Origin of the sequence: Streptomyces rubiginosohelvolus, assembly GCF_014649875.1 — a bacterium.
Lineage (GTDB): Bacteria > Actinomycetota > Actinomycetes > Streptomycetales > Streptomycetaceae > Streptomyces > Streptomyces rubiginosohelvolus.
Window position 1 is genome coordinate 20,318 of sequence record NZ_BMTW01000008.1, and the last position, 25,170, is coordinate 45,487.

A 25,170-nucleotide genomic window follows, 5' to 3' on the forward strand; every position below is an offset into this window, starting at 1 on the left:
ACGCTAGCCTGCCGACAGCGGCCGGACAAGAGGGGGCCGCACGTGACCTCACGGAGGACAGCGATGACAGTCACCCTGGCGGATGTGGCGGCCCGCGCCCGGGTGTCCCCGGCCACCGTCTCCCGCGTGCTGAACGGCAACTACCCGGTGGCGGCGTCGACCCGGGAACGGGTCCTGCGTGCGGTGGACGACCTGGACTACGTGCTCAACGGACCCGCCAGTTCGCTCGCGGCCGCCACGTCCGACCTGGTCGGCATCCTGGTCAACGACATCGCCGACCCCTTCTTCGGGATCATGGCGGGGGCGGCGCAGACGCAGATCGGCGGACCCGGGGACGGTTCGGGACGGGCGGGCGGCGAGAAGCTGGCGGTCATCTGCAACACCGGCGGCTCCCCGGAGCGCGAGCTGACCTACCTCACGCTCCTCCAGCGCCAGCGCGCCGCCGCCGTCGTCCTCACCGGCGGGGCGGTCGAGAATCCGGAGCACCAGGCCGCGATGGCGGCGAAGCTGGCGAAACTCGCCGACGCGGGCACCCGGATCGTCTTCTGCGGGCGGCCCCCGCTGCCTGAGGGCGACGCGCTCGTCGCCGCCCTCGCGTTCGACAACCGGGGCGGCGGCCGACGCCTCACCGAGCACCTGATCTCGCTCGGCCACCGCAGGATCGGTTACGTCGCCGGGCCCCGGGAACGCACCACCACCCGGCACCGGCTGGAGGGCCACCGGGAGGCGCTGCACGCGGCGGGCCTGGATGACTTTCCGGCAGGGGGCGGTCCGGGCGACGGATCCGGTCACCGGGCGGCCGACGACGACCCGCTCGTCGTGCACGGGCCCTACGACCGGCGCTCCGGCTACGAGGCCACCCTCGAACTCCTGCGCAGGGCACCGGACGTGACCGCGATCGTGGCCGCCAACGACACCGTGGCGCTGGGCGCGTGCGCGGCGGTACGGGACCAGGGGATGCGCATCCCGCAGGACATCTCGGTGGCGGGCTTCGACGACCTGCCGTTCTCGGTGGACGCGGTGCCGGCCCTCACGACGGTCCGGCTGCCGCTCTTCGAGGCGGGCGCCCGGGCGGGGCGGCTCGCGATGGGCAAGGAGAACCCGCCGCCCGGTGGCATCGCGACCATCGCGGCCGAGCTGATGATCCGGGGGTCCACGGCGGCGCCGAGGGGCTGAACCGGTCCGCGGGGCGGGCCCTTGAGCCGGCAGGCGAGGCGAGCACGGAGCTCCTGGAGCCACCAGGACGCGCTGCGACTGCTGGGTAGCCTGGAGCGACTGCTGCGGGGCGTCGGCTGAGGCGGCCCCGTACCAGGTCGCGTACGGGGACCGCCCGGCCCGCGCGAGGGAGTAGCCACCGGCCCGGCGGGCAGGAGCGGGGCGTCAGCACCAAGGGAAGGACACGCACGATGAAGCTCGCTTTCTCCACCCTCGGGGTGCCGGGGACGCCGGTCGCCGAGGTCGTCCGGCTCGCCGCCGGAAACGGCTACCAGGGCGTGGAGCTGCGCGTCCACCCCGAGGAGCCCGTGCACCTGGGGCTCTCGTCGCTGGAACGGGCCGACGTGGTCGAGGCGTTCAAGGCGGGCGGGGTGGAGATCCTGACCCTCGCCGGGTACGTCCAGGTGGCCGCCGAAGGGGACGACGAGCCGGTCCTAGCGGAGCTGTCCGAGCTGGTAAAGCTCGCCCGGGACCTGGGCGCGTCCTACGTCCGGGTCTTCCCCGGCGGCGGCGACCAGGAGCAGGCGGAGGCCGACGCGACAGCCGCCCGGCGGCTCGGCGCGGCGGCCCCGGCAGCGGCCGACATGGGCGTGACCATCCTGCTGGAGACCCATGACTCGCACCGCGCGGGCCTCGACGTCGCCCGGGTCGTCGCCACGGTCGGGCACCCCCGGGTCGGCGCAATCTGGGACGTGCTGCACACCTGGCTCGCCGGTGAGGAGCCGGCCGCCAGCCGGGCGGTGCTCGCCCCGCACCTGGGCTACGTCCAGGTGAAGGACGTCGCCTCCGCGGAGGACCTCACCCCGCTGCCGCTGGGCTCCGGGGTGCTGCCGCTGGCGGAGTGCCTGGACGGGACGGGTCCGGACACCTGGGTGTGCTGGGAGTACGAGAAGCGCTGGCACCCGGGGGCGGCGGAGCTGCCGGGTCTGCTGGGCGCCGGACGCGAGCACCTGCTGCGACTCGGGGCCCCGAAGCAGTAGCGGGGCCGGCGGCCGTCGTAACGGCACCGGCGGCGGCCGTCACAACGGCCCCCGCGTCCGGCTCCGGCAGGGGCGCCGCGGTCCGCCCGGAGCGCAGGGTCGTCGCGGTCCGCAGCCCGACGCCCGAGGTCAGCGCCACCCCGCCCACCAGCAGTGCCGCCGCGCACCAGCGCAGCGGGCTCACGTCCTCGCCGAGCACGAACGCCGCCGAGGACATCCCGAAGACCGGGACGAGCAGGGTGAAGGGCGCCACGGACGAGGCGGGGTACTGGCGGAGCAGGAAGCCCCAGGCGCCGAAGCCGAACACCGTGCTGACCCAGGCGACGAACAGGATGATGCCCACCCCGCTCCAGTCGAGCGCGGCCAAGGCCTCCGCGTCCCGGTCCGGGCCCTCGAAGAGGAGGGACAGACCCAGCAGCGGCAGCACGGGAACGGCCGAGACCCAGACCATGAAGGTCAGGGCGTCCTGGGGCGCCGCCCGCCGGGTGAACACGTTGGAAACGCCCCAGCAGGCGGCGGCCCCGACGACGAGGACGAACGCGAGGACCGGGCCGCCCGCCCCCTCGTCCACCGCCGCCACGACGATGCCCGCGAGCGCGACGGTCATACCCGCCACCCGGATCCGGCCGGGCCGTTCGGAGAGGGCGAGGGCGGCGAAAAGTGCGGTGAAGACGGCCTGGATCTGGAGGACCAGGGAGGAGAGCCCGGCGGGCATCCCCTGGTCCATGCCGATGAACAGGAGCCCGAACTTGCCCACCCCCAGGACCAGTCCGACCCCCACGACCCACCTCCAGGCGACCGAAGGACGCCCCAGCAGGAAGATCGCGGGCACGGCGGCGGCGAGGAAGCGCAGCGCGGAGAAGAGGAGCGGCGGGAAGTGGTCGAGCCCCAGCTCGATCACGACGAAGTTCACGCCCCAGAGTGCCGCGACGAGCACGGCCAGGGCGATATGGCGTGGACGCATGCGGCGAGCATTCAGCAGGATGACCGTGTAGCACCAGCGCGGGTTTCTTCATGGTGAGATTCAGCGCTGCTGAAGAATTCCTCTGAAAGACGCCCGTGAAAGATGCCCCTGAAAGATGAGGTCACCGTGCTCGATCTGGCCCGGCTGCGCGCCCTGCACGCGGTCTTCGTCCACGGTTCCGTCGCGGGGGCGGCGACCGCCCTCGGCTACACCCCGTCCGCGATCTCCCAGCAGATCACCAAGCTGGAGCGGGAGACCCGGACGACGTTGCTGGAGCGGCGCGGGCGCGGGGTGGCGCTGACCGAGGAGGCGCTGCGGCTGGCCGACACGGCTCAGCGGCTGCTGGCCATCATGGAGCAGGCGGAGACGGAGCTGGAGGAGCGCCGGGGGCTGCCGACGGGCCGGCTGACGATCGCCGCGTTCGCCTCGGCCGCGCGGGGGCTGCTGCCGGGTGTGCTGGCCGAGCTGGACCGGGAGCACCCGGCGCTGAACGTCCGGCTGGACGAGGTGGACCCGCATCTGTCGGTGGACCTGGCGGCGAAGGGGGTCGTCGACCTGGCCGTGGCGCACGACTGGGACATCGCCCCGCTGCCCGCCCCGGAGGGCCTGGCCCAGGCGGTGATCGGGCTCGACCGGTGCGATCTGCTGGTGCCCGAGGGGCATGCGCTGGCCGGGCGGGACGGGGTGCGGCGCGAGGAGCTGGCGCGCGAGCGGTGGATCTGCCAGCCGCCGGGGACGGTGTGCCACGACTGGCTGGTGCGGACGCTGCGCACGGCGGGGTACGAGCCCGACATCCGGCACCGGGCGGAGGAGAACCACACCCAACTCGCTCTGGTGGCCGCCGGTCTGGGTATCGCGATGATGCCCCGGCTGGGGCGGGGGCCGCTCCCGGACGGGGTGGTGGCGGTGCGTCTGGACCCGGTGCCGGAGCGGCGGCTGTACGCGCTGTGGCGTACGGAGGCGGCGCGGCGTCCGGCGATCACGGCGGCGGTGGACGCGCTGCGGGCCCACGGTGCGGCGGCCGGCCTGGCGTGAGGCGGGTCCGGCCGCCGCCTCCCCGAAGCCCACCCTTCCCACCCGTCCCACCCTTCTGGCGGCACGTCACTCCCGGCCCCGGCACGGCCTCTTGACCGGAAGTTATTTTCCCTATAAGCGTACTTCCTTGGAAGTTTCTTTCACCCCGGGAAGGAGCTCACGTGCCCCACCGCACCTCAAGACGCACCCTCCTCACCGCCACAGCGGCCGTCACCGCCGCCGCGGCGACCGGCGCCCTCACCCCGCCCGCCGTCGCCTCCGCGCACTCCACGAACGCCTCCACCGACCGCCGGCTGCGGCGGATCATCGCCGGGATGAGCCTGGAGGAGAAGGTCGGCCAGCTCTTCGTGATGCGGGTCTACGGGCACTCCGCCACCGACCCCGACCAGGCCGACATCGACGCGAACCTCAAGGAGATCGGGGTCCGTACCGGCGCCGAGCTGATCTCCACGTACCACGTCGGCGGCATCATCTACTTCACCTGGGCGCGCAACACCCGCGACCCGCACCAGATCGCCGACCTCTCCAACGGACTCCAGCGCGCCGCGCTCGCCGAGCCCCACCGGGTGCCGCTGCTCGTCTCGACCGACCAGGAACACGGCATCGTCTGCCGGGTCGGCGAACCCGCCACCCTGCTGCCGGGCGCGATGGCCCTCGGCGCGGGCGGCTCGCGCTCCGACACCCGGCGGGCGGCCTGGATCGCGGGTGCGGAGCTGGCCGCGCTCGGCATCAACCAGAACTACGCGCCGGACGCCGACGTCAACGTCAACCCGGCCAACCCGGTCATCGGCGTACGGTCCTTCGGCTCCGACCCCGCCGCGGTGGCCGACCTGGTCGCCGCGCAGGTGAAGGGCTACCAGGGCGCGGGCGTCGCGTCGACCGCCAAGCACTTCCCCGGCCACGGCGACACGAACACCGACAGCCACACCGGGCTGCCCGTCATCAACCACACCCGCGCCCAGTGGGAGGAGCTGGACGCCCCGCCGTTCCGCGCCGCGATCCGGGCCCGCATCGACTCGATCATGACCGCCCACATCGTGGTCCCCGCACTCGACCCGTCCGAGGACCCGGCCACGCTCTCCCGGCCGATCCTCACCGGCATCCTCCGCGAGGAGCTGGGCTACGACGGAGTGGTGGTCACCGACTCGCTCGGCATGGAGGGGGTGCGCACGAAGTACGGCGACGACCGCGTTCCGGTCCTCGCGCTGCTGGCGGGTGTGGACCAACTGCTGAACCCGCCGAACCTCTCCGTCGCCTGGAACGCCGTGCTGGAGGCCGTCCGCAGCGGCGAGATCAGCGAGGAGCGGATCGAGGAATCGATCCTGCGCATCCTGCGGCTGAAGAGCGGACTCGGCCTGTTCCGGGACCCGTTCGTCAGCCACCGGGGCGTCGAGCGTACGGTCGGCAGCCGCGCGCACCGGGCTGCCGCCGACCGGATCGCCGAGCGCACGACGACTCTGCTCGCCGATCCGGAATCGCTGCTGCCGCTCTCCCGGCGCACCCACCGGAACCTGCTGGTGGTGGGGGCCGATCCGGCCTCCCCCTCCGGGGCGACGGGCCCGCCGACCGGCACCCTGGCCCACGCCTTCGGTGAACTGGGCTTCAGCGCACGGGCGTTGTCCACCGGTACGGCCCCGAACCGGGCGAAGATCGACGAGGCGGTCGCCGCGGCCGAGGGCAAGGACGCGGTGGTCGTGGCGACGTACAACGTCACGGCGAGCAGTTCGCAGCGCACCCTGGTGACCGCGCTCGTGGCGACCGGCGTCCCCGTCGTCACCGTCGCGATCCGCAACCCGTACGACGTCGCCCACCTCACCGGGACCGGCGTCGCGGCGAGCCTCGCCGCGTACTCCTGGACCGATGTCGAACTGCGCGCGGCGGCCCGGGTGATCGCGGGCCGCGCCGAGCCGGAGGGCACCCTGCCGGTTCCGGTGCAGCACGCGGACGACCCGACGCAGGTGCTGTACCCGGTGGGCCACGGACTGTCGTACTAGCCCTACGGCGACCGGACGGCCCCGGCCTCCGGCCATCGGCGCAAAGAACCCCCGCATCTGGCGTGGTCCCGCTCCGGCGGGCCACGCCGGGTGTACGTCTTTGAGGACGTATTGGGGGGTTTTCATGGATGAGCGCGTGTCCTCGGGGGCCCGGAGCCGACGGCCCGCCCCGTTACCGGCCCGCGTGGCCCTGGCGGCCCGTGTGGTCTTGGCCGTGGCCACCTTCGTGGTCGCGCTCCTGCTGGCGGCCTGCGAGGCCCCGGGCCGTACGGTCACCGACGACCGGGGGCCCGTCCCCGCCCCGCCCGGCCCGTCTCCGTACGGCGTGGTGTTCCTCGGGCCCGGGGACTGCAGTTCGCGGGGCCCGGTGATCCGGGAGGTGTTCTGCCGCAGCGAGAAGGCGGCGGCCACCGTCCTCGCCCGGCACCTCGGCACCCCGTCGTCGGGCCCGCCCTGCCCGGATGCCACCGACTTCGTCCTGCACGTCTCCGAGACGGGCACCGGGGCCCGTTCCCGGCTCACGACCGGTTACGCCTGCATGCGGAACCTGGAGCCCCCGCACCCGGGCGACCCGGGGCAGGGCGGCGGACCGCTGACCGTCGTCGGCGACTGCGTCACCGCCTCCCGCGCGGGCGAGGTCACGGAGACCGCCTGCGCGGACGCGGGCGGCCGTGCCCCGCGCTACCGGGTGGAGTCGGCGGTGCGGCGGCGGGCCCAATGCCCGGACGACACGGACCTGTTCGTCTCCCTGCGCGGGGAGAAGCCGGTGGGTTGCGCCCGCCGGTCCACCGGATGGTGACGGCGACCGACGGGCGCGGCCCGGGACGAGCGGCTGCGAGCGACTACGGGCGCAGCGTGGCCTCGTCGCGCTCGACCTCGCCGTTGCGCTGGTCCAGCCTGGTGTCGAACTTCGCCAGCGGCTTCGCCTTCGCCGGGTCGTTCTCGACGGCCGCCGGGGCGACGCCCGCCCAGCGCAGGATGTCGGCGGTGGCCTTCGCCCGCTCGGCCTCGGGGAGACCCGAGACCCGCGCGCCGTGGTTGCCCCCGGGTACGGTGTGAACGGCGCTGTCCTTCGCGCCGCGGCCGAGGCGGAACGGCTCCGCGCTCCACGGGTCGTTCTCGCCGTTGACGTACATCATCTGACGGGCGTTGTGCCTGACCCAGCTGTCGATGTCCCGCATGGCACCCCGGTCGAACTTCATCGGGATGGAGCGGGGCACGAAGTTGCGCGGGGGCTGGTAGCCGTAGCGGCTCAGGTTGCCGAGCCAGGGCTGCTTGATGTCCGGCGATCCGAGCTGGGTGCCCGCCTGGTAGTAGTACGGGGTGTACGTCTCCAGGCCCTGGTCGGCGTAGGCGGAGAAGCCGGAGATGGAGTCGACGGAGTTCCAGATGTCGTCGTCCGTGGCCTTCTTCGCGTCGGCCGGGATGTCCACGCAGTCGGCGAGCAGGCTGTACTGCCAAAACGCCCACCCGTAGTCCATGACCGTGGCCTCGTAGGCGCGGTCCATGGAGCCGATGGTGTTGAAGGTCCAGCCGTTGGCGGCGGCCTGCTCCTTGTACTTCTTCTGGAGCGGGGCCCGCCGGATCAGCGCCTCGCGCTGCACGCCGGCCAGCTTGTCGCGGCACTCCTTGGTGCCGACGTTGCGGAAGAACCGGTCGTACGCCGAGTCCTCGTCGTTGTTGACGTCGTTGGGCGCGACGTAGGCGACGACGCCGTCCATGTCCTTCGGGTAGAAGCGCTCGAAGTACGTGGCGGTCATCCCGCCCTTGGACCCGCCGGTGGCCAGCCACTTCTTGCCGTAGATCTTCTTCAGCGCGGTGAACACCCGGTGCTGGTCGCTGGCGGCCTGCCAGATGTCCAGCTTGGACCAGTCGGCCGGGGCGGGGCGCGACGGGGTGAAGAAGCGGTATTCCAGGGAGACCTGGTTGCCGTCGATGATCTGCGTCGGCTCGCTGCGGCTGGGGTTGGTCGAGACGTTGTAGCCGCTGGTGGAGAAGACCGTCGGGCGGGAGACGTCCTTGTGCAGCACGGTGATGCGCTGCTGGAACGTGCCCTTGGACGGGCGCCGGTGGTCGACCGGCTGGGTGTAGTTGAGGACGAAGTAGCGGTAGCCCGCGTACGGCTTCTCCTCGATCAGGCTCATGCCCGGGATCGCCAGGATGCGGTCCTTGATGTCCTCGGCGCTCGCTTCGCCGCCGAGGGCGGTTCCGCTGCTCTTCGCGGCCGGCTCCGCGGCGGTGGCCGCACCGGCCGAGGCCCCCGTGGCTCCGACCGTGCCTATGAGCACGGCGAGCGAGAGAACCCCTGTGAGTGACTTGCGCATGCACGCTCCCCTTGGTTCACAACAGTCGCCGTGAACTTATCGGGGGTAACACACGCCACGCCAGACCCGGTTGTCCGTGTCAGCACAGAATGTCAGCGCGGAATGTCAGCACCTGATGTCAGCAGAGGATCCATCCGGTGGAGACGGACTTCTTGCCGATCCCGCCGGTGGCCCGCACGCAGCGGTTCAGCGCGTTGACCGTGACCGGGCCCGCCATCTTCGTGTACGAGCCCTTGTCGGAGACCGCGCGACCGCCGCGCGCCTGGAGGGTGACGCTCATCGTCCGCCGCTTGCCGGGCTTCTTGGCGACGGTCACCGCGCAGGCATGAGCGCGGGTCTTGTAGACGCGCAGCTCTCCCGTGGAGAACTCGACCGTCTTCGCCGGGCGGCCGGAGCAGGCGGAGGCGGCCTGGGCGGTGCCGGGGGCGGCGAGGACAGGGACGAGTCCGCCCAGCAGGGGAAGGACGAGGAGGCCGACGAGCGGCAGCCGTCTCCGCCGCACCGGTTTCACCGCTCCGGCCGGTCCCGCGGCCCCGTCCGGACCCACCGGCCCCGCAGTCCTGTCGAACACGTTCGCCCCCACCTGACATCCGTACGCCCATGCGTCCCTGGCTACGACGCAGCAGACGCACGAGAGGTTGCACGGCCCGGGTACCCCGGGCCGCCGGGCCCTCACACGGCCGCGGGCTCGTCCTCCCCTATGCCCTCCCCTATGAAGGTGCGCCACAGCCGGGCGTACTGCCCGTCCAGGGCGAGCAGCTCGTCGTGCGTGCCGTCCTCGGCGACGCGTCCGTTGTCCATCACCACGACCCGGTCGGCGCGGGCGGCCGTCGTCAGCCGGTGGGCGACCACCAGCGTGGTCCGGCGGCCGGTGAGCCGGTCGGTCGCCTGGTTGACGAGGGCCTCGGTGGCGAGGTCGAGGGCGGCGGTGGCCTCGTCCAGGAGCAGGACGTCCGGGTCGACCAGCTCGGCGCGGGCCAGGGCGATGAGCTGGCGCTGCCCGGCGGAGAGGTTACGGCCGCGTTCGGCGACCTCGTGGAGGTAGCCGCCCTCCAGCGTGGCGATCATCTCGTGCGCGCCGACCGCGCGGGCGGCGGCCTCCACCTCGGCGTCGGTGGCGGCGGGCAGCCCGTAGGCGATGGCGTCGCGGACCGTCCCGGCGAAGAGGTACGCCTCCTGCGGGACGACGCCGAGGCGGTGCCGGTAGGCGGTCATGTCGAGCTTGCGCAGATCGGTGCCGTCGGCGGTGACCCGGCCGCCGGTGGGGTCGTAGAACCGGGCGACCAGCTTGACCAGGGTCGACTTCCCGGCCCCCGTCTCGCCGACGAAGGCGACGGTCTGCCCGGCCGGGATGTGCAGGTCGATCCCGGTGAGGGCCTCCTCCTCGTCCCCGTACGCGAAGGAGACGTCCTCGAACGCGATCTCGCCGCGCAGCGAGAGCACGTCGAGCGGCTCGTCCGGGTCGGCGGTCGAGGTGGGCTCGCGCAGCAGCTCCTGGATGCGGCCGAGGGAGACGGTGGCCTGCTGGTAGCCGTCGAAGACCTGGGAGAGCTGCTGGACGGGGGCGAAGAACAGGTCGATGTAGAGGAGGTAGGCGACCAGCGCGCCGACGGTCAGCGTGCCGTTGTCGATCCGGCCCGCGCCCACGATCATCACCGCGGCGGCGGCGACGGAGGCCAGCAGCTGGACGAACGGGAAGTAGACGGAGATCAGCCACTGGCCGCGCACCCGGGCCTGGCGGTAGCTGTCGCTGCGCTCGGAGTAGCGGGCGGCCCCGTCGTGCTCGCGGCCGAAGGCCTGGACGATCCGGAGACCGGCGACGGACTCCTGGAGGTCGGCGTTGACGGAGCTGATGCGGGTCCGGGCCAGTTCGTACGCCTTGACGCTGCTGCGCCGGAAGAAGAAGGTGCCGACGATCAGCACGGGCAGGGTGGCGAAGACGACCAGGGCGAGCTGGATGTCCAGGACGAGCAGCGCGACCATGATCCCGAAGAAGGTGACCACGGAGACGAACGCGGTGACGAGGCCGGTCTGCAGGAACGTGGACAGCGCGTCCACGTCCGTCGTCATCCGGGTCATGATCCGGCCGGTCAGCTCGCGCTCGTAGTAGTCGAGACCGAGGCGCTGGAGCTGGGCGAAGATCTTCAGGCGGAGCGAGTAGAGGATCCGTTCACCGGTCCGGCCGGTCATCCGGATCTCACCGGTCTGGGCGATCCACTGGACGAGCACGACGGCCAGGGCGATCGCGGAGGCGGCCCACACCGCACCGATCGAGATCTGGCTGACGCCCTCGTCGATGCCGTGCCGGATCAGGACCGGCAGGAGCAGGCCCATCCCGGCGTCGACGGCGACGAGCCCGAGACTGATGAGCAGGGCGGCACCGAAGCCGCGCAGCAGCCGGCGCAGCCCGTAGGACTCCTCCGGACGCACGGCGGTGGCCTCGTCGACCTCGGGAATGTCCGTGGCGGGCGGCAGCGCCTCGACCTGGGCGAGGAGTTCGGGGGTCGCGGGCATGCCGGCGACGGTGGTGTCCCGCTCCTCCTCGTTACGGATCCACAACTCGGGGGTGATGCCGCGCTCCGCGTCGAACTCGGCGTCCAGCTCCTCCTGCAGGGCGCGGTCGTCCTCAAGGCCGGCCCCGGCGCGCGACGGCCGGTGGCCGGGCGAGGTGGCGCCCAGCTCGTCGGGGTCGGTGAGGAGTCGGCGGTAGAGGGCGGAGGTGCGCTCCAGCTCCTCGTGGGTGCCGATCGCGGCGAGCTTCCCGCCGTCCAGGACGGCGATGCGGTCGGCGAGCTGGAGAGTGGAGCGGCGGTGGGCGATGAGCAGCGTGGTCCGCCCTGCCATCACCTGCTTGAGCGCCTCGTGGATCTCGTGCTCGACGCGGGCGTCGACGGCGGAGGTCGCGTCGTCGAGGAGGAGGAGCCGGGGGTCGGTGAGGATGGCGCGGGCGAGGGCGACGCGCTGGCGCTGACCACCGGAGAGGGTGAGCCCGTGCTCGCCGACGGTGGTGTCGTACCCCTTCGGCAGGTCGGAGATGAACCCGTGGGCCTGGGCGGCGCGGGCGGCCGTCTCGATCTGCTCCTGGGTGGCATCGGGGAGGCCGTAGGCGATGTTGGCCCGGACGGTGTCGGAGAACAGGAAGCTGTCCTCGGGGACGAGCCCGATGGCGGAGCGCAGGGAGGCCTGGGTCAGCTCGCGGACGTCGTGGCCGCCGATGAGGACGGCCCCGTGGGAGACGTCGTAGAAGCGGGGCAGCAGGAGGGAGACGGTGGACTTGCCGCTGCCGGAGGCGCCGACGACGGCGACGGTCTCGCCGGGTTCGACGGTGAGCGAGAACCCGTCGAGGACGGGCCGGTCCGCTTCGTATCCGAAGGTGACGTCGTCGAACTCGATCCCGGCCGGAGCGTCGGCGGGCAGCTCCTTGGCGCCGTCCGTCATGGAGGGCTCGGTGTCGATGAGCTCCAGGACGCGTTCGACACCGGCGCGGGCCTGCTGGCCGACGGTGAGGACCATGGCGAGCATCCGGACCGGGCCGACGAGCTGGGCGAGGTAGGTGGAGAAGGCGACGAACGTGCCGAGGGTGATCTCGCCCCGGGTGGCCAGCCAGCCGCCGAGGGCGAGCATGGCGACCTGGCCGAGGGCGGGCACGGCCTGGAGGGCGGGGGTGTAGCGGGAGTTCAGCCGAATGGTGCGCAGCCGCCCGGCGAAGAGCCGCCTGCTGACCTCGCGGAGCTTCCCGGTCTCCTGGTCCTCCTGCCCGAACCCCTTGACGACCCGGACCCCGGAGACGGCCCCGTCGACGACCCCGGCGACGGCGGCGGCCTGGCTCTGGGCGTACCAGGTGGCGGGGAAGAGCCGAGCCTTGGAGCGGCGGGCGATGAACCAGAGCGCGGGGGCGACGGCGAGGGCGACGAGGGTGAGCGGGAGGGAGAGCCACGCCATGATCACCAGGGAGATGAGGAAGAGCAGCACGTTCCCGATGGTCATCGGGAGCATGAACAGCAGCCCCTGGATCAGCTGGAGGTCACTGGTGGCCCGGCCGACGACCTGCCCGGTGGACAGCTCGTCCTGACGTTTCCCGTCGAGCCGGGTGATCGTCGCGTACATGTCCGTACGCAGATCGTGCTGGACGTCCAGGGCGAGCCGGCCGCCGTAGTAGCGGCGGATGTAGGTGGCGATGTAGACGAGGACGGCCGCGCCGATGAGCAGCCCGGTCCAGACGGCGAGCGAGCGGGTGTGGTCGGTGACCACGTCGTCGATGATCACCTTGGTGATGAGTGGCACGAGGGCCATGACGGCCATGCCGGCGAGCGACGAGCCGAGGGCGAGCACGACGTTCCGCCGGTACCGCCACGCGTACCCGGTCAGCCGCCGGCCCCACCCCTGTTGCTCTGCGCCCGTCACGCGTTGCCTCCCCGTCCCGTTCGATCTTCCGGAGGCACCAACGCGGTGGAGGGCGGATTTCATCCCGCCGCAACAATCTCTCGCCGAGCGCCGGGTCAACGGATCGCGCCCCCGCCACTCGTCCGGCGGACTTCCCTCCCGCCTAGGACAGATATATACTGTGGAATATATACGCTCCTCGACATGGAAGAACCCTTCATCATCGAGATCGAGCCGGAGGTCCGCCTGTGGCTGACGAACCTGTCGGCGAGTGACTACGAGAGGGCGGAGCACGCGGCGGGCAGGTTGGCGCAGGAAGCGACCACGCTGGACGAGCCGCACTCCCGGTACATCGGGGACGGGGTCCGAGAGCTCAGGTTCGAGATGGGGCGCAATCGCGAAGCCGTGCGGATCTCGTACTGGTTGGCCCCGCAGCGCCGGGTCGTCCTGCTGACCGTCTTCCGCAAGACCCGGCAGCGCGAGAATGCGGAGATCGCTCGCGCCAGGCGCGCCAAGGCGGTCTGCGAGACGGAGCACGAGCCCGCCCACGACACATTCATCCGCGATGTCTAGACGCGACGTCTGGAAAGGAAGAGCCACATGGTGAGTCACGCACAGTGGAAGCTTGCCCGGGACCGGAAGGTCGCCGCGAGCCTCTCGGAGGGCGAGGACAGCACCGAGAGCGCGGAGCGCGTAAGACGCCGCCGGGAGCTCGATCTGGCCTGGGATCTCGGGCAGGCGGTCTACGACCGGCGTACAGCGCTGGGCCTGGCCCAGACCGAGCTGGCGCGACGCGCGAACATGACCCAGCCGCAGGTGTCGAAGCTGGAGCTGGGCGGCTCCATGCCCACCGTGCCACTGCTGGTCCGGCTCGCCCGGGCGATGGAAGCGGACTTCAGCCTGCGGCCCGACGGGGAGGACGTGGTCCGGGTCTCCTTCATCCCGCACGCGGCCGCGGAGGAGAAGTCCGGCACGGAGCCGCCTGCCACGGAACGTGCGTCCGCGCCCGCCGCCGAAGCGGAGGCGGACGCGGACGCGGACGCGGACGCGGACGCGGGCTCGGGGAGGACGGCGGCCACCGGCTGAGGGGACCAGGGCCTGCCGGGGGCCCTACAGATGCGTCGGCTCGAACATCCGCAGCAGGGCCGGGAGCACGACGACCGACGGCCCCGGGGCCGCCAGAGCCTTCGACAGGTCGGCGGCGAGCGACTCGGGGCTGGTCCGGACGGCGGGTACGCCGAAGGACTCGGCGAGGGCGACGAAGTCCGGGCGGGCCAGCTCGGTGCCGGTGGTCTCGCCGAAGGCTCCCGTCATGTACTCGCGGAGGATGCCGTAGCCGCCGTCGTCGACGATCAGCCAGGTCAGCGGCAGATCATACTGGCGGGCGGTGGCCAGCTCCGCGATGGAGTACATCGCGCCGCCGTCGCCGGAGACCGCGAGCACGGGCTTCGTCGGGTCGGCGGCGGCGGCCCCGATGGCGGCCGGGAAGCCGTAGCCGAGGCCGCCCGCGCCCTGGGCGGAGTGCATGGTGTTGGGGCGGCGGGCGTCGAACGCGGACCAGGCCCAGTACGCCAGGATCGTCATGTCCCAGAAGCTGGGCGCGGCGTCGGGCAGCGCCTCGCGGACGGCGTCGAGGACCTGCTGCTCCAGGGTGAGGTCCTGGGCCTCGATCCGGACCCGTACCTTCTCCAGCACCGTACGCACGCGCTCGGCGGCGGTCGGGTCCTCGCGGCGCTCGACGGCCTCCAGCAGGTCGGCCAGCGCCTCGCGGGCGTCGGAGTGGATGCCGAGGGCGGGGTGGTTGGACTCCAGCTTCCCGGCGTCCGCCTCGATCTGGATCACCCGGCCGCGCGGGCGGAAGGTGTGGTAGTTCGAGGAGAGCTCGCCGAGGCCGGAGCCGACGACGAGCAGGACGTCCGCGTCCTCCAGGAAGTCGGTGGTGTGCCGGTCCTCCAGCCAGGAGCGCAGCGACAACGGGTGCTCCCAGGGGAACGCGCCCTTGCCGCCGAAGGTGGTGACAACCGGCGCGTCGAGCTTCTCGGCCAGCGCGCGCAGCTTGCCGGAGGCGTCGGAGCGTACGACTCCGCCGCCCGCGATGATCACGGGCCGCTGGGCGTTCGACAGCAGATGTGCGGCGGCGATGGTCAGCTCGGGCCGCGGGTAGAGCTCGCGCGGGGTGGCGTCCATGGCGCTGACGACGGGCAGGGTCGTCTCGGCCAGCAGCACGTCCTGCGGGATCTCCACCCAGACCGGCCCGTGCGGGGCGGTCAGCGCGGACTCCCAGGCGGCGGCGATCGCGGAGGGGATCTGCGACGCGGTCCGCACCGTGTGCACGGACTTCACGATGTCACGGACGGAGGCCTGCTGGTCGCGCAGCTCATGGAGATAGCCGTGCCGCCCGCCGCCGAGCCCCGCCGTCGGGATCTGGCTGGAGATGGCGAGGACGGGGGCGGAGGCGGCGGCCGCCTCCTGGAGCGCGGCGAGCGAGGTGAGCGCGCCGGGCCCGGTGGAGAGCAGCAGCGGGGCCACCTCCCCCGTGATCCGGCCGTACGCGTCGGCGGCGAACCCCGCGTTGTTCTCGACGCGGAGCCCGACGTACCGGAGCGAGGAGCGGCGCAGCGCGTCGAACATGCCGAGCGCGTGCTGACCGGGCAGGCCGAAGACGGTGGTCGCGCCGAGCCCCTGGAGGGTCTCGACGACGAGGTCACCGCCGTTGCGGCCGGGGGGCGGATTCAGTACGGCGGCTGCCTGGGCGGCGGTGAGCTGCGGCCGGTCGTCGTGGTCGTGACTCACTTGGCGCCCTCGGCTTCCTTTGCTTCCTTCTCCGCCGCGATCTGGCGGGACATGATCGTCGTCAGTTCGTACGCGGCGTGGGAGGCGGCCACGGAGGTGATCTCGGCGTGGTCGTACGCGGGGGCGACCTCGACCAGGTCGGCGGAGACCAGGTGGCAGGAGGAGAGCCCGCGCAGGATCTCCAGCAGCTCGCGGGAGGTGAGGCCGCCGGCCTCGGGGGTGCCGGTGCCGGGGGCGTGCGCGGGGTCGAGGACGTCGATGTCGATGGAGATGTACAGCGGCCGGTCGCCGATGCGCTGACGGAGCTGGTCGGCGATCTCGTCGACGCCGCGCCGCATGACGTCGGCGGAGGTGACGATGCCGAAGCCCATCTTCTCGTCGTCGGTCAGGTCCTGCTTGCCGTAGAGCGGGCCGCGGGTGCCGACGTGGGAGAGGGCTGAGGTGTCGAGGATGCCCTCCTCGACGGCCCGGCGGAACGGGGTGCCGTGGGTGTACTCGGCGCCGAAGTAGGTGTCCCAGGTGTCCAGGTGCGCGTCGAAGTGGAGCAGGGCGACGGGCCCGTGCTTCTTGGCGACGGAGCGCAGGAGGGGCAGGGCGATGGTGTGGTCGCCGCCGAGGGTCATCAGGCGTGCGCCGGTGCCCAGCAGGTCGTCGGCCGCGCCCTCGATGGTCTCGACGGCCTCGTTGATGTTGAACGGGTTCGCCGCGATGTCGCCGGCGTCGGCGACCTGGGCGAGGGCGAAGGGGGAGGCGTCCTGGGCCGGGTTGTACGGGCGGAGCAGCCGGGAGGCCTCACGGATGGCGTTGCCGCCGAAGCGGGCGCCGGGCCGGTAGGAGACCCCGGTGTCGAAGGGCACGCCGACGACGGCGACGTCGGTACGCCCGACCTCGTCGAGCCGGGGCAGCCGGGCGAACGTCGCGGGCCCGGCGTAGCGGGGGACGCGGGAGGAGTCGATGGGGCCGCGCGGCGCATCGGTGCTGCTCATGGGGGGTGTGCCTTTCCTTCGGTTTCGTACGGTGTCAAGTGTGCGGGGTGCGGTGGGGTGCCGTGGTCGTCCGGCGGCCGCTTCGCCCTCAATCGCCGGGCGGGCTGATTCGCTCGGCCCGCCCGGCCACTTCCAGCCCGTCCGGCCGCAACCAGCCAGTCCGGCGATTGAGGACATCGGTGGGCTCGGCCGAACTCAGCCCGTCCGGCCACTTCCAGCCCGTCCGGCGATTGAGGACATCTTTGAGCTCAGCCAAACTCAGCCAGTCCGGCGATTGAGGACATCGGTGGGCTCGGCCGGATCCGGCGCAAGGGTTCCGTCCTCAAACGCCGGACGGGCTGGGGTGGCCCGGCGCGAGGGCCTCGTCCTCGGGCGCCGGACCGTCGGGGCGGCCCGCCAAGCGTTCGCGCCACGCGGCCAGCACAGCCGCATCCGTCGGCGGCGTAGCCAGCGACACGACCACGTACACGGCCAGCGACGCCAGCAGCCCGTAGTAGATCGGCTGATTGGCGAGGATCCCGTAGTGCCACATCAGCCCGACCACCGCGACACCCCCCACGCACACCGCCGACAGCGCCCCGGCAGCCGTGCCGCGCCGCCACAGCAGCCCGCCGATGATCGGCACGAGCAGTCCGCCGACCAGCAGGTTGTAGGCCACGGTCAGCGCCTCCACCACATCATTCAGCGCGATGGCGATAAAGATGACAGCGATGCCCATGATGAGGATGAACGCCCGGTTCCCCTTGACCTCGTCATGCGCCTCGTCCCCGGTGCCACCCCCGCCGCGCCCGACGACCCCCCGCAACCGCGACCAGATGTCGTTGTTGGCGACCGTGGCGCAGGCGATCAGCGCACCGGAGGACGTCGACATCACGGCGGCCAGCGCGGCGGCGAGCACGAGCCCGCGCACCCCCACCGGCAGCTCGTCCTTGACGATCGTCGCGAAGGCGGAGTCGGCGCTCGCCAGGTTCGGGTACATCACCTTGGCTGCGGTGCCGATGACGGCCCCGGCGATGGCGTAGACGAGACAGTACGTACCGGCGACCGTCCCGCCCCACCGCGCCGTCGTGTCGCTGCGCGCGGTGAAGACCCGCTGCCAGATGTCCTGCCCGATGAGCATGCCGAAGGTGTAGATCAGGACGTACGTGAAGATCGTCTCGCCGCCGATGCCGAGCGGGTCGAAGTACTCGGTCGGCAGCTGGGCCTTCATCTCGCTGAAGCCGCCCGCCTTGATGACGGCGATGGGCAGCAGGAGCAGCAGCAGTCCGATGGTCTTGACGACGAACTGGACCATGTCGGTCAGGGTGATCGACCACATGCCGCCGAGCGTCGAGTACGCGACGACGATGGTGCCGCCGAGGACGATGGCGACGGTCCGGTTCACGTCGAAGAGGACGTCGAAGATGGTGGCGTACGCGATGGTCGAGGTGACCGCGAGCATCAGCGTGTACGCCCACATGACGACGCCGGAGATGATCCCGGCCCGCCCGCCGTAGCGAAGGTCGAGCATCTCGGAGACGGTGTAGACCTTCAGCCGGGCGATCCGTGCCGAGAAGAAGACGGAGAGCGCGAGGAGCCCGAGGCCGATGGTGAAGACCATCCACGCGCCGGAGAGCCCGTACTGGTAGCCGAGGCCGACGCCGCCGATGGTGGAGGCGCCGCCGAGGACGATGGCGGCCATGGTGCCGGAGTACATGGCGGGCCCGAGGCGGCGTCCGGCGACCAGGAACTCGCTCTTGGACTTGGCGCGGCGCATGCCCCACCAGCCCATGGCGAGCATGCCGGCCAGGTAGACGACGATCACGGCGTAGTCGACAGCCATGGGCTTCCCTCCGTCTCGCGCAAACAGATGTACGTGCGAGGAAGACGGTAGGTGGCCGAAAGCCGACGCTGAAGTGTACGTTTCCTCCACTCTCACCGAGCTGAATGGATGAACCGTCCATGCCGACCCCTCCCGCGGGCACCACACCCCCGTCGGCCCCGCCCTCGCCCCCCGGCCCGCCGACCCCGCCCATCCCTCTGACGGAGCTGCTGGCGAGCAAGGATCTGGGCCTGCGCCGGATCGCGGGCCCGGCCGAGGCCGAGCTGCTCTGGGTGCACACCTCGGAGATGGCGGACCCGTATCCGTACCTCCTCGGCGGCGAGCTGCTGCTGAGCGCCGGGGTGCTGCTGACGGACCCGGACCACTACGTCGGCCGGCTGGTGGCGGCGGGGGCGGCGGCGCTGGGGTTCGGGGTGCGCCCGGTGCACGAGACGGTGCCCGGGGCGCTGATCGAGGCGTGCGACCGGCAGGGCCTGCCGCTGCTGGAGGTACCGCCGGAGACCCCGTTCACGGCGATCGCGCGGGCGGTGTGGCGGCTGATGGCCGAGGCGCGCCACCGCGAGCTGCGCCGGGTGACCCGCGCCCAGCAGGCCCTGGCGACGGCGGCGGCCCGCCCTGACCCCGTACCGGCGGTCCTGCACCAGCTGGCGACGCATCTCGGCGGCCGGGCGGTACTGCTGACGGCACGGGGCGAGGAGGTCCACGCGGCGGGCCGCCGCCTGCCCCCGGAGCCGGCGGGAGCCCTGACGCGCCTGGCCCGCGTGGTGGCCCGGGAACGCCCCGGTTCCCCCGCGTCGGCCACGGACACCCACGGCGACACGCATCTGTCGGCGTACGCGCTGGGCGGCGGCGACGGCCTGGTCCTGGCGCTGGCGGCCGGGCGGCGGGAGTCCGGCGACCACACGGTGGCGGGCATCGCCGTGGTCCTCCTCTCCCTCCTGGCCGCCCCGCACCAGGGCGCGGACGCGGCGGGCCGTTCGGCGGCCCTGGTCCGCATGCTCCTGGGCGCCACCCCCGACGAGGTGGCCCCACTCCTCGGCTCCACCGGCCCCTGGACGGTGATCCACGCCCGCCGCACGGACGGCGCCCCGGCGGACGCCCTGACGGCCGGGGCCCTGGGCGCGTCGCTGGGCACGGCCCTGGTGGACGCGGGCCGCGGGGGCGGCGAGGCGGTACGGCTGCTGCTGCCGGGCGAAGCGGTACGGCCGATGCAGGAGAACGAGGCAGCACGGCCGCTGCCGGAGGCTGAGGCGGACAGAATCACCCCGCAGCCAGGCTGGACGCTCGGCGCGTCCGCCCCCACCCCCGTCACCGCGCTCGACGCCGCCGACGCCCTGGCCGCCCGCGCCCTGGCCCACGCACAGGCGACCCGCACCCCACTGACGGTGGACGCGCCCGTGAGCGGGCTCGCCGCCCTGGTCCCGCCGGAGGAGGCGGCCGCCCACGCCCGCGCCCTCCTCGCCCCGCTCACCGCGCCGCTGGCCGACACCCTGCGCTGCTGGCTCTCGCTGCACGGCAACTGGGACCGTACGGCGGTGGCGCTCGGCGTCCACCGCAACACGGTGCGCCAACGCATCGGGCGGTGCGGGGAGTTGCTGGACGCGGACCTGGACGACATGGACGTACGGGCGGAGCTGTGGTTCGCGCTGCGGCAGGGGTGAGCGCGGAAGACCGGGCCCTCGTGTCACCGATGAGTTTCGGCACCCACCCCTGTCCTATGGATGAACACCGCGACGAGCCCCGCCGCGGGCTCACGGACAGACGGACAGGCGGTACCGACGATGGACAAGCAATTCACCGCGACTCTGCGGAAGAGCCCGAGCAAGGGCGGCTGGACCTATGTGGTGTGGCCCGAGTCGGCCGAGTTCTTCGGCACCCGCGGCCTGGTGAAGGTCCGGGGCACCGTCGACGGCCACCCGTTCCGGAGTTCGTTCATGGCCCTGGGCGACGGCACGCACAAGCTGCCCGTGAAGGCGGACGTACGCAAGGCGATCGGCAAGGAGGAGGGGGACACCGTGACCGTCCGCCTGGAGGAGCGCATTTCCGACTGACCAGGGGCGGGTAGGACACCCCCTATCCTCGCCCCCATGCCTCCTGTCGTACGGCGCACCCTGTCCCGCTTCGACACCCCCCGGGCGCTGCGCGCGCTGAGCGTGTGGACACCGGCCGACGCCCCGGCCGGGGGCCTGCACCCCGGGGACGTGGGCTGGCTGCTGCGCCACGCGGACGCGACGGTCCACCTCTGGGTCGACGCGCGGGGCACGGGACGGCCCGACCCTCGACTCGACCCCCGGCACGACGCCGCGGCCCCGGTCGCGGTGGGCTTTCTCGACGGACGCGTCCTCCGGGTGACGGCAGCGCCCGACGCCGACCTCGGGGCGCTCGCGGCGGACGCCGAGGAGTTGCTCGTACCGGGCATCGACCGGTCCGACGGCCTGCCCGTACCGGGGTGGCACCCCCACCCGGAGGAGACCCGGCTCGTCCTGTCCTGGACCCCGCAGCCGGTGACGACCCGCGCCGAACCGGTCGGCGAGCCCGATGCCGCCGACCGGGTACTGATCCACAGGGCGGCCTTCCCCGGGTCGAAGTTCGGCCTGAAGCACTGGGAGACGATGCGGGCGGCCCCGGCGGGCCACATGTCGGTGGAGACGCTCGTCCGCACACCCGACGGCGATCCGGCAGCCGCCGCGACGGGCTGGTTCGCGGGCGCGGGCCGATGCGCCCTGCTCGAACCGGTCGGCACTCACCCGGACCACCGCGGCCACGGCTACGGCCGCGACGCCGTCCTGGGCACGTGCGCGGCCCTCGCCGACCGGGGCGCGAGCGCGGTGGCCGTCGTGACTCCGGCCCACAACGAGGCGGCGGTGGCGCTCTACACATCGGCCGGATTCACCGTCGTACGCGAGAACCGCGACTGGATCCGGCCTCGCCGGGCGTGAACGCCTCGCCACTACCCTTTACCGGCATGGGCATATGCATCGACGTGCTGATCGTCGACTGGGACCATCATGTCCGCGCCGGGCGAGGATCAGCGATACGCGATGCGCGGGTGGGGTGACGTCATCGACCAAGCCCAGCAGCGTGGTTGGGGCGCCGTCGGGCTGCCCTGCTGAGCAACAGGCTCAGTCCCGCGCCCCGTTGCCGTCCAGCTTCCGGCGTTCGCGCTTGCTGGGGTGGCGGATGACCACGCCGGCCATGCCGCCGGACCCGGTGAGCCGGATCAGTGGCGTTCCCGGGAGGCGGTCGGGCGTGGTCCTGTCCTTCAGGCCGCCGAAGCCGGGGTCCATGCCGGTGGTGTCCGTGGCCCAGCCGTCCGGGATCACGATCGTGACGCCCGAGGTCTCCCCGTACGCCTCCACCACGACCGCCGTGAGGCGGCACTCGGCCCGGGTGAAGTCGAGGCTCACCCCGCCCACGCCCGCGTGCGCGATCACGTGCCCGGGGACCTCCCAGCGGCCGGGGCCCCGGGACGCGCCGTACATGCCGCCCTTGAGCACCAGCGGCGGCAGGTTCTCCGCTGCCGATGACGGTGGCTTCGGCAGGTCGGCTGTCAGGACGGCCAGTTCGGCGTAGGTCTTCGACGTCAGCGCCTGCTCCAGGCGGGTATCCAGCTCATCGAGGTCGATGCGCCCCTCGGCCGCCGCATCGCGCAGCTGCTCCACCACTGCTTCCCGGTCGTCGTGAGAAGCGCGGAGCTCTCCTGATGGGCCGGGGCGTGGAGTGGGCTCCGGGGGCTGGGAAGTCATGATCCCAAGGATAGGCAGTGGGCGGACCGGGCGAACAGGGGCAGCGCATGGCGAGCGCCGCCCCCTGCGATGCCCTCGTACCGGGGTTGCGATGCCCTCGTACCGGCGTTGCGGCGCGCTTGTACCGGCGTATCGCGCGGAATGTCCGCCGACCATGCCCATGCCTCGTGAACGGCCCCCTCAGCCAAGCCAGTTGCCGAAGCGGACCGCCGACGGCGTCACGCCCAGGCTCGCCTCGCCGAAGGAGACGCTGCCCTTCGTGACCGGGCCCGTACGGCTGCCCTTGAAGAGCCAGACGCCGCCCTGGTTGGTGTTCTCGCCGGGGGCCGCCACCGCCAGCATGGCCGGTACGTTCTTGGCCCCGGACACCACGTGGACCTCGCCGCCGAACGCGTCGCCCTGCTCGTCGACGCCGGGGACGTCCGCCGTGGACTGGCCGATCACCTTCGTGTCGGCGCCCGTGATGCCCGAGGCGCGGCCCTTGAAGATCAGGACTCCGCCGGCGTCCTTCGCCGTGCCGACGTCCTCGCCCGGCAGGCCCACGACGACCTCGCCGTAACCGTCGCCGTCCAGGTCCCCCACCGCGGCGCTCGCGCCCATGGCGTCGCCCTTCTCGTCGGCGCCCGGTACCCCGGCGGTGTCCTGGGTGATCCACTTCGGCTTCACGGACGTGTTCTGCCCCTTGGGGCCGCCGAGGGCGACCGCCACCGCGCCGCCCTTGCTCGGGAAGTCCACGTCGCTGTCCAGGCCGGTGGGCTGTCGGGTGAAGACCAGGTCCGGGTATGCGTCGCCGTTGACCGAACCGACCGTCACCGAGGCGTGGTTGAGGTACGTGCCCGGCGCGGTGACGATGGGGGTGCGGGTGAAGCCCGTACCGGTGGACAGGTACAGCGACGTCCCTCCGCAGTCCGGCTCGTCGTTGCAGCCGGTGCTCACCAACAGATCGTCCTTGCCGTCGTTGTTGATGTCCGCGGCCTGCAGACCCTCGTAGGTCGTGACACCGTCTTCCGTGAGCACCGTGCGGGTGCTCCCGACCGAGCCGTCCGTGCCGATCTTCTCGCTCAGCACGACCTTCCCGGCCCAGTCGGCGTGGTCGATCCCGGCCACGTCCGCCCGGCCGTCGCCGTCGAAGTCGCCGACCGCGTTGCCCTGGCCCTGGAACTCGACGGCCCGTGTGCCTGGACCGCTCGTGCCTCCGAACAGGATGATCGGGCGGCCGTTTCCGGCCGAGACCAGCAGGTCGGTGTAGCCGTCAGCGTCGATGTCGGCGGGCGCCGAACCGCCGAAGCGCGCGTTCGCGGTGGCCGAGCCGGGGACTCCGGCCGTGTCCTGGTTGATCACCTGGTGCCGGGCCGGGCTGATGCCCTTCGCATCGCCCGGATACACCGCCACGTAACCGGCCTTCTTGATGCCGGAGACCGTCCCGTCGGGCACCGAGGCGATCATGTCCTCGTACCCGTCACCGTTGAAGTCGACCTGCTGGCGGACGGCGGAGGCCTGCGGGGCCGCCACCGCCGCACCGGAGAGGGCCGGGGCGGCGGTCGCCGTGGCGGCGAGCGTCACGAGGATCGCCGAAGTGGTACGGAGTCGAGAAGTCTTCATGGTCATCCCCCGGATGCGCGCGTGCGTACTGCGGGCGGGCCTACTGCCCGCCATCTGCCCAGAAAGACCATCCGTGCGGCGAATGGTTGTGCACTCCGGCCCCGGACGATTTACCCGCCGGCCGCCCAGGAGCCGCCTGCGAGCTGTCTGGGCATTGCCTACGTGGCTGGCTTCGGCGCCATCTTCTTGCGTTATGGGCAAGATTGCATGCGTCAGGCGCAGGAGACCGTACGCTCGATCTCATGGCTCACGCACACCAGCACCAGCACCAGCACGGGGCACCCTCCGCGCATGCCCACTCCCACTCCCACGCCCACGACACCGACGCGACACCGAACGGCCTTCCCGAGATCCTCGACCTCGACGCCGCCCTCTTCGCGCCCCACCTGACCGCGCTCACCGGGCGTATCGCCTGTCTGGCCGGTGACGACGTCCGGCACATCGTCGACCTCGGCTCGGGTACCGGGACCGGCACGTTCGCCCTGCTGGAGCAGTTCCCGACCGCCCGTGTGACCGCCGTCGACAGCTCCCCCGCGATGCTGGAGCGGCTCGTCTCGGCGGCCCGCGAGCGGGGGCTGGGCGACCGGGTGCGCACGCTGGAGGCCGACGCCGGTGCGGGGCTGCCGGGAGTGGTCGACGCCGACCTCGTCTGGGCGTCGGCGTCCCTGCACCACCTGGACGACCCCGCGACCGGACTGGCCGGCATCCGAGCCGCGCTGCGTCCCGGAGGGCTGCTGGCCGTCGCGGAAGTGGACGGCATGCCGTCCTTCCTGCCCGCGGACAGCGGGCCGGGCGAACTGGAGGCCCGCTGTCGCGCCGCGCTCGACGGCCTGCACGCCGAGCGGATGCCGCACCGGGGCGCCGACTGGGGCTCCCTGCTGACCGCCGCCGGCTTCTCCGTCGAGCAGGAGCGCGCCGAGCCGTGGGAGCTGCGCGCCCCGCTGCCCGAAGGGGCGGGCCGGTACGCCTTCCTGGTCTTCGAGCGGATCCGCGGCTCGCTCGACGGGCGCGTCGACGCCGACGACCTGGCCGCGCTCGACCGGCTGATCGACGGCGGGCCCGAGGACGTACGCCACCGCGACGACCTCGTCGTACGGTCCACGCGCCGGACCTGGATGGCCCGCCCCGCCGAAGAAGGCGTGGAGGCATAAGGAAGCAGGCAGCATCGCCGGGCCCTCGGGGCATCGTGTACTGCCCTGCCGTACCTTCCGCCGGGCGTACGGCGTCGAGCAGCCTGGAAAGGCCAGCCATCGACGCGACGAAGGAACCTCTCTGTGCGTGCGCATGCCTCGGGATCGGGAAAAGAGTCTGCCGGTAGCCCTTCGC

19 protein-coding genes and 1 pseudogene are annotated in these 25,170 nt (G+C 72.5%); 11 read left to right on the forward strand and 9 right to left on the reverse strand.

Translation table 11 applies throughout. The annotated features are described in order from the left end of the window. Positions 1-63: 63 nt before the first annotated feature. The gene (locus tag IE134_RS18980; RefSeq protein WP_030708441.1) at positions 64-1,176 is read left to right on the forward strand and encodes a LacI family DNA-binding transcriptional regulator; all 1,113 of its coding nucleotides are present in this window, start codon (positions 64-66) and stop codon (positions 1,174-1,176) included. Positions 1,177-1,406: 230 nt separating this feature from the next. Next, positions 1,407-2,072: pseudogene (locus IE134_RS18985) on the forward strand (sugar phosphate isomerase/epimerase family protein); the annotation flags it as partial. Here IE134_RS18985 and IE134_RS18990 read toward each other — a convergent pair. After that, a complete protein-coding gene (locus IE134_RS18990) occupies positions 2,014-3,159 on the reverse strand; it encodes an EamA family transporter (RefSeq protein WP_444545689.1) in 1,146 nt (381 codons plus the stop codon). The pseudogene IE134_RS18985 and the gene IE134_RS18990 sit on opposite strands and share 59 nt — an antisense overlap. 126 nt (positions 3,160-3,285) lie before the next feature. Between IE134_RS18990 and IE134_RS18995 the strand changes: the two genes are divergently transcribed. The 3 genes from IE134_RS18995 (at position 3,286) to IE134_RS19005 (ending at position 6,987) form a co-directional block, all read left to right on the forward strand. Next, complete coding sequence (locus tag IE134_RS18995; protein ID WP_030708451.1) at positions 3,286-4,194, forward strand: LysR family transcriptional regulator; 909 nt, start codon at positions 3,286-3,288, stop codon at positions 4,192-4,194. 161 nt (positions 4,195-4,355) lie between these two features. Next, complete coding sequence (locus IE134_RS19000) at positions 4,356-6,188, forward strand: glycoside hydrolase family 3 protein (protein WP_189431151.1); 1,833 nt, start codon at positions 4,356-4,358, stop codon at positions 6,186-6,188. A gap of 124 nt (positions 6,189-6,312) precedes the next feature. Further along, complete coding sequence (locus IE134_RS19005) at positions 6,313-6,987, forward strand: hypothetical protein (protein ID WP_050513563.1); 675 nt, start codon at positions 6,313-6,315, stop codon at positions 6,985-6,987. A gap of 43 nt (positions 6,988-7,030) precedes the next feature. Here IE134_RS19005 and IE134_RS19010 read toward each other — a convergent pair whose 3' ends face one another. The 3 genes from IE134_RS19010 to IE134_RS19020 form a co-directional block, all read right to left on the reverse strand. After that, a complete protein-coding gene (locus tag IE134_RS19010; RefSeq protein ID WP_030708456.1) occupies positions 7,031-8,512 on the reverse strand; it encodes a S28 family serine protease in 1,482 nt (493 codons plus the stop codon). Between the two features lie 118 nt (positions 8,513-8,630). After that, entirely contained in the window at positions 8,631-9,083 is a 453-nt protein-coding gene (locus IE134_RS19015) for a hypothetical protein (RefSeq protein WP_229823649.1), read from the reverse strand. Positions 9,084-9,184: 101 nt separating this feature from the next. Beyond that, positions 9,185-12,916 carry an ABC transporter ATP-binding protein gene (locus IE134_RS19020; RefSeq protein WP_189431153.1) on the reverse strand — a complete coding sequence of 1,244 codons (3,732 nt, stop codon included), beginning with the start codon at positions 12,914-12,916 and terminating at the stop codon, positions 9,185-9,187. 183 nt (positions 12,917-13,099) lie between these two features. Here IE134_RS19020 and IE134_RS19025 point away from each other — a divergent pair, with 183 nt between their 5' ends. Together IE134_RS19025 and IE134_RS19030 are read left to right on the forward strand one after the other, a co-directional pair. After that, positions 13,100-13,468: a type II toxin-antitoxin system RelE/ParE family toxin gene (locus IE134_RS19025; protein WP_098016981.1), complete on the forward strand. Its 369-nt coding sequence runs from the start codon at positions 13,100-13,102 to the stop codon at positions 13,466-13,468. Between the two features lie 27 nt (positions 13,469-13,495). Next, positions 13,496-13,981, forward strand: coding sequence for a helix-turn-helix domain-containing protein (locus IE134_RS19030; RefSeq protein ID WP_098016980.1), 486 nt, complete (start codon positions 13,496-13,498; stop codon positions 13,979-13,981). 24 nt (positions 13,982-14,005) lie between these two features. Here the strand turns inward: IE134_RS19030 and IE134_RS19035 are convergent, their stop codons facing one another. From IE134_RS19035 to IE134_RS19045, 3 genes are all read right to left on the reverse strand, one after another. Next, a complete protein-coding gene (locus IE134_RS19035) occupies positions 14,006-15,688 on the reverse strand; it encodes a thiamine pyrophosphate-binding protein (protein ID WP_189431155.1) in 1,683 nt (560 codons plus the stop codon). Next, a complete protein-coding gene (gene speB, locus IE134_RS19040; protein WP_030708468.1) occupies positions 15,685-16,674 on the reverse strand; it encodes an agmatinase in 990 nt (329 codons plus the stop codon). The genes IE134_RS19035 and speB overlap by 4 nt, the downstream gene beginning before the upstream one ends. Positions 16,675-16,996: 322 nt before the next feature. Beyond that, positions 16,997-18,496, reverse strand: a complete 1,500-nt coding sequence (locus IE134_RS19045; RefSeq protein ID WP_098016979.1) for a sodium:solute symporter family protein — start codon at positions 18,494-18,496, stop codon at positions 16,997-16,999. Positions 18,497-18,600: 104 nt separating this feature from the next. On the opposite strand from IE134_RS19045, the gene IE134_RS19050 reads away from it, so the two are divergent. The 3 genes from IE134_RS19050 to IE134_RS19060 all read left to right on the forward strand — a co-directional run bounded on the left by IE134_RS19050 (position 18,601) and on the right by IE134_RS19060 (position 21,435). After that, entirely contained in the window at positions 18,601-20,157 is a 1,557-nt protein-coding gene (locus tag IE134_RS19050; RefSeq protein ID WP_189431157.1) for a PucR family transcriptional regulator, read from the forward strand. A 120-nt stretch (positions 20,158-20,277) separates the two neighbouring features. Next, positions 20,278-20,547, forward strand: a complete 270-nt coding sequence (locus tag IE134_RS19055) for a DUF1905 domain-containing protein (RefSeq protein ID WP_010062891.1) — start codon at positions 20,278-20,280, stop codon at positions 20,545-20,547. A gap of 36 nt (positions 20,548-20,583) precedes the next feature. After that, complete coding sequence (locus IE134_RS19060; protein WP_030708473.1) at positions 20,584-21,435, forward strand: GNAT family N-acetyltransferase; 852 nt, start codon at positions 20,584-20,586, stop codon at positions 21,433-21,435. A 183-nt stretch (positions 21,436-21,618) separates the two neighbouring features. On the opposite strand, the gene IE134_RS19065 is transcribed toward IE134_RS19060, so the two are convergent. Beyond that, positions 21,619-22,242, reverse strand: coding sequence for a DUF1707 SHOCT-like domain-containing protein (locus tag IE134_RS19065; protein WP_030708475.1), 624 nt, complete (start codon positions 22,240-22,242; stop codon positions 21,619-21,621). A 180-nt stretch (positions 22,243-22,422) separates the two neighbouring features. Then, positions 22,423-23,844 (reverse strand): FG-GAP and VCBS repeat-containing protein, encoded by a 1,422-nt coding sequence (locus IE134_RS19070; RefSeq protein WP_189431159.1) that lies wholly within the window; start codon positions 23,842-23,844, stop codon positions 22,423-22,425. Positions 23,845-24,086: 242 nt separating this feature from the next. On the opposite strand from IE134_RS19070, the gene IE134_RS19075 reads away from it, so the two are divergent. Further along, complete coding sequence (locus IE134_RS19075; RefSeq protein ID WP_189431161.1) at positions 24,087-24,995, forward strand: class I SAM-dependent methyltransferase; 909 nt, start codon at positions 24,087-24,089, stop codon at positions 24,993-24,995. Positions 24,996-25,170 lie beyond the last annotated feature (175 nt).

Bases quoted from the DNA above. Each gene is read 5' to 3' on its own strand.
- IE134_RS19075 (WP_189431161.1), top strand. From the start codon at position 24,087: ATGGCTCACGCACACCAGCACCAGCACCAGCACGGGGCACCCTCCGCG.
- IE134_RS19045 (WP_098016979.1), bottom strand. From the start codon at position 18,496: ATGGCTGTCGACTACGCCGTGATCGTCGTCTACCTGGCCGGCATGCTC.
- IE134_RS19070 (WP_189431159.1), bottom strand. From the start codon at position 23,844: ATGAAGACTTCTCGACTCCGTACCACTTCGGCGATCCTCGTGACGCTC.
- IE134_RS18990 (WP_444545689.1), bottom strand. From the start codon at position 3,159: ATGCGTCCACGCCATATCGCCCTGGCCGTGCTCGTCGCGGCACTCTGG.
- IE134_RS19055 (WP_010062891.1), top strand. From the start codon at position 20,278: ATGGACAAGCAATTCACCGCGACTCTGCGGAAGAGCCCGAGCAAGGGC.
- IE134_RS19050 (WP_189431157.1), top strand. From the start codon at position 18,601: ATGGATGAACCGTCCATGCCGACCCCTCCCGCGGGCACCACACCCCCG.
- IE134_RS19025 (WP_098016981.1), top strand. From the start codon at position 13,100: ATGGAAGAACCCTTCATCATCGAGATCGAGCCGGAGGTCCGCCTGTGG.
- speB (WP_030708468.1), bottom strand. From the start codon at position 16,674: ATGAGCAGCACCGATGCGCCGCGCGGCCCCATCGACTCCTCCCGCGTC.
- IE134_RS18980 (WP_030708441.1), top strand. From the start codon at position 64: ATGACAGTCACCCTGGCGGATGTGGCGGCCCGCGCCCGGGTGTCCCCG.
- IE134_RS19060 (WP_030708473.1), top strand. From the start codon at position 20,584: ATGCCTCCTGTCGTACGGCGCACCCTGTCCCGCTTCGACACCCCCCGG.
- IE134_RS19030 (WP_098016980.1), top strand. From the start codon at position 13,496: ATGGTGAGTCACGCACAGTGGAAGCTTGCCCGGGACCGGAAGGTCGCC.
- IE134_RS19010 (WP_030708456.1), bottom strand. From the start codon at position 8,512: ATGCGCAAGTCACTCACAGGGGTTCTCTCGCTCGCCGTGCTCATAGGC.
- IE134_RS19065 (WP_030708475.1), bottom strand. From the start codon at position 22,242: ATGACTTCCCAGCCCCCGGAGCCCACTCCACGCCCCGGCCCATCAGGA.
- IE134_RS19005 (WP_050513563.1), top strand. From the start codon at position 6,313: ATGGATGAGCGCGTGTCCTCGGGGGCCCGGAGCCGACGGCCCGCCCCG.